At 39.5% G+C, this 2,749-nt stretch carries 3 protein-coding genes; all 3 read right to left on the bottom strand.

Annotated elements, in window-relative coordinates:
- Positions 1–1,235, bottom strand: a 1,235-nt coding sequence (locus AACY61_RS11855; protein WP_339611788.1) for a PAS domain S-box protein, incomplete at its 3' end; no start/stop codon positions are given.
- A gap of 14 nt (positions 1,236–1,249) precedes the next feature.
- Complete coding sequence (locus tag AACY61_RS11850) at positions 1,250–2,278, bottom strand: PAS domain S-box protein (protein WP_339611787.1); 1,029 nt, start codon at positions 2,276–2,278, stop codon at positions 1,250–1,252.
- Positions 2,278–2,712, bottom strand: coding sequence for a response regulator (locus AACY61_RS11845; RefSeq protein ID WP_339611786.1), 435 nt, complete (start codon positions 2,710–2,712; stop codon positions 2,278–2,280). The genes AACY61_RS11850 and AACY61_RS11845 overlap by 1 nt, the downstream gene beginning before the upstream one ends.
- Positions 2,713–2,749: the final 37 nt, after the last annotated feature.

Here is a 2,749-nt window from a genome sequence, read left to right as displayed (position 1 = left end):
GTATATCCTGTCATTCGCGTAAATGCATCATTCACATAAATAATTCGGGGTCCGGGTTCGTCCTGAGGCTCTGCTTCGGTAATTAAAACAGCATCATTGGTTTGGGTTATCACACTTTGTAAAAGCTTGGAGTGTTGCTCCTCTTTTTTCCGGGCAGTAATGTCTCTGGAATTGGCAACTATACCACTTATTGTGGGATGGTTCAGCATATTGGTCAATACGGTTTCTAACCATCGCCAGTTACCTTCCTTATCTTTAAACCGAAAAGGCATAACGCTCACACGGTTTGATGTTGCAATTTCCTCCAGGTTTTGCAAAACACGTTTAGAATCCTTAGGATGAATAAACTCAAACGGACTCCTGCCAATAAACTCTTCAGGTTGAAACCCTAAAATAGCAGTAGAAGTAGGACTGACGTAGGTGTAAATTCCTTTTTCATCCAAAATCCCTATTAAATCTGATCCTTCCTGAACAAGTGCTTTAAAGCGTTGCTCACTTTGGGCCAAAAGTTCATCGGCCTTTCTTTTGTCTGTGGCGTCCCTGGCAATTGCATACATGGTTTGGGTAGTAGCATCCCAACGGGCTGACCAAATATTATATGCAATGGTACCGTCTTTTTTTAGGTACCGGTTTTCAAAGGCAGTGAAGGACGTCCCTGACATGATTTCTTGAGCAATTTGCTTGGTTTGTTCCACATCCTCTTTATAAACCAAATCTAAATAGGCTTTGCCCACCAACTCTTCAGGGTGATACCCCCATACGTCAATAGAAGCCTGGCTTACACTGGTAAATAATCCTGCTTCATTTATCGAGCAAATAACATCCATGGAAGCATTCATGATATGAACAGCCTGCTGGTTTTGCCTGAACTGCTTTTCTTTTAAGGTAACATCTTGACAAACAACCATCACACACTTTCTACCTTGAAAATCTACTTTATGCCCGTTAATTTCCATTCTCAAAAGGGTTCCATCCTTTTTTTGATGCGTAAAAGCTCCAAAATAAATATTGCCCTCACGTGTTTCAATATGTTTGTGGGCTGCCAAAACATTTGGAATCTCTTTTTTGGGTCTTAAGTCAATGATCGTGAGTGTCAAAAACGCTTCTTTACTGTAACCATACAGGTCTAAAGCTGCCTGGTTGGCATCTAAAATTTCAAACGTCTTGATATCATACACCCATTTTGGCAAAGGGCTGTAGTAAAAAAGAGTACTGTAATCGGGAGTTATTGACATTTTTTGTAAGCTTACTATTTATTTAAATCACGGGCTATATATTCCTCTACTTGTTCAGATTTTTCCACTATTTCGTTAATGAGGGAATCAACCTCTTTGGCAGAATTTTCGATGTGGTCCAGTAATTCTTTTTTTTCAGTCTCCGGCAAGGTTTCATTTTTGATCATATCCACCAATGCTAAAAGCCTTGCAACGGGAGCACGTACTACATGAGATTGAATCCAGACAATTTCCTTTAGCTTTTCATTTTGTGCCTCGATGGCTTGTACCTGCAGTAGTTTTTCTGTGATATCTGAGGCAAGCACCACTTCAGCAGCTTTACCGTTAATATCAATTTTATTGCTGAAAATCTCAACATAGATAAGCGTTCCGTCTTTCTTTTGATGACGAAAGCTGTTTTTATAATATTCAGTTGAATTTCTAACCGCATTCACAGCTTCTTCAAGAATTGGGATGTCTTCTTCCGGTCGGATGTCTTTCAAGGTCATCGCTAAAAACGCTTCTTTACTGTAGCCATAGTGCTCAATAGCCGCTTGGTTGACATCCAGAAATTGCAGCGTTTCAAGATCATACACCCAAAGCGGGGAAGGACTCAGTTGAAACAAATCCATATACCGCTTTTCAGAATGTTTCAGTCGTTGTGTAAAGCGGTGACGCTCCATGGCATACAAAATACTCTTGTAGAGGGCCAGGGGAGTAATCAAATCCTTCACCATATAATCAGAGACCCCTTTTGCTAAAATAGAAGTGGCAAAATCCAGGTCAGCATACCCGGTCAATACAATCACAGGTGTGAATAAAATGACCTGACTCATTTCATTGATTAATTCTTCCTTTGTGATGTCAGGTAAAGAAAGGTCGAGTAAAATGATGTCAAAGCTTTGTGAGCGATTACTTAGCTTCTCTTGAACTTCCTGATAATTCTGGCAATGGGTAAGATTGGGTTTTTGTATATGCTCACTCAGATAGTCTTCCACCAAAACATAATCACCGGGATTGTCTTCGACAATCAAAATACTGTAGTTGTTTTTGTCTATCTTCATCAGTTGATTTTAGAGGGTAGTTTAACCAATTGAATCCAAAAATCTTCAATGCTTAAGATGGCTTTCATAAAATCATCAATATCTACCGGCTTGGTGATAAAACAATTGGCGTGATTTTGATAAGACAACCGGATGTCATTCTCAGCCGATGAAGTAGTGAGTACAATGACCGGAATTTCTTTGGTGCGTAGGTCCTGTTTAATTTTTTGAAGTACTTCATGACCACTCAGCAAGGGTATATTAATGTCCAGCAAGATTAAGTCGGGGGTATGCGCGTCTTTGTACTGATTTTTTTTAAATAAAAAATCAAGGGCTTCTTTACCGTTTCTAACAACACTGATTTCATTCACCAGCTTGCGATCCTCAAGGGCTTCGGTCGTTAAAAGGATATCCCCGGGATTGTCCTCAACCAACAATATATGTACACGTTTCATCAGCAATTGGTTTTATTTTTTTATAGTGAAATAAAAG

The organism is uncultured Planktosalinus sp., from assembly GCF_963973675.1.
Lineage (GTDB): Bacteria > Bacteroidota > Bacteroidia > Flavobacteriales > Flavobacteriaceae > Planktosalinus.
Note: the sequence above shows the minus strand (reverse complement) of the source record. Positions and strands in the feature narration are given on the sequence as shown.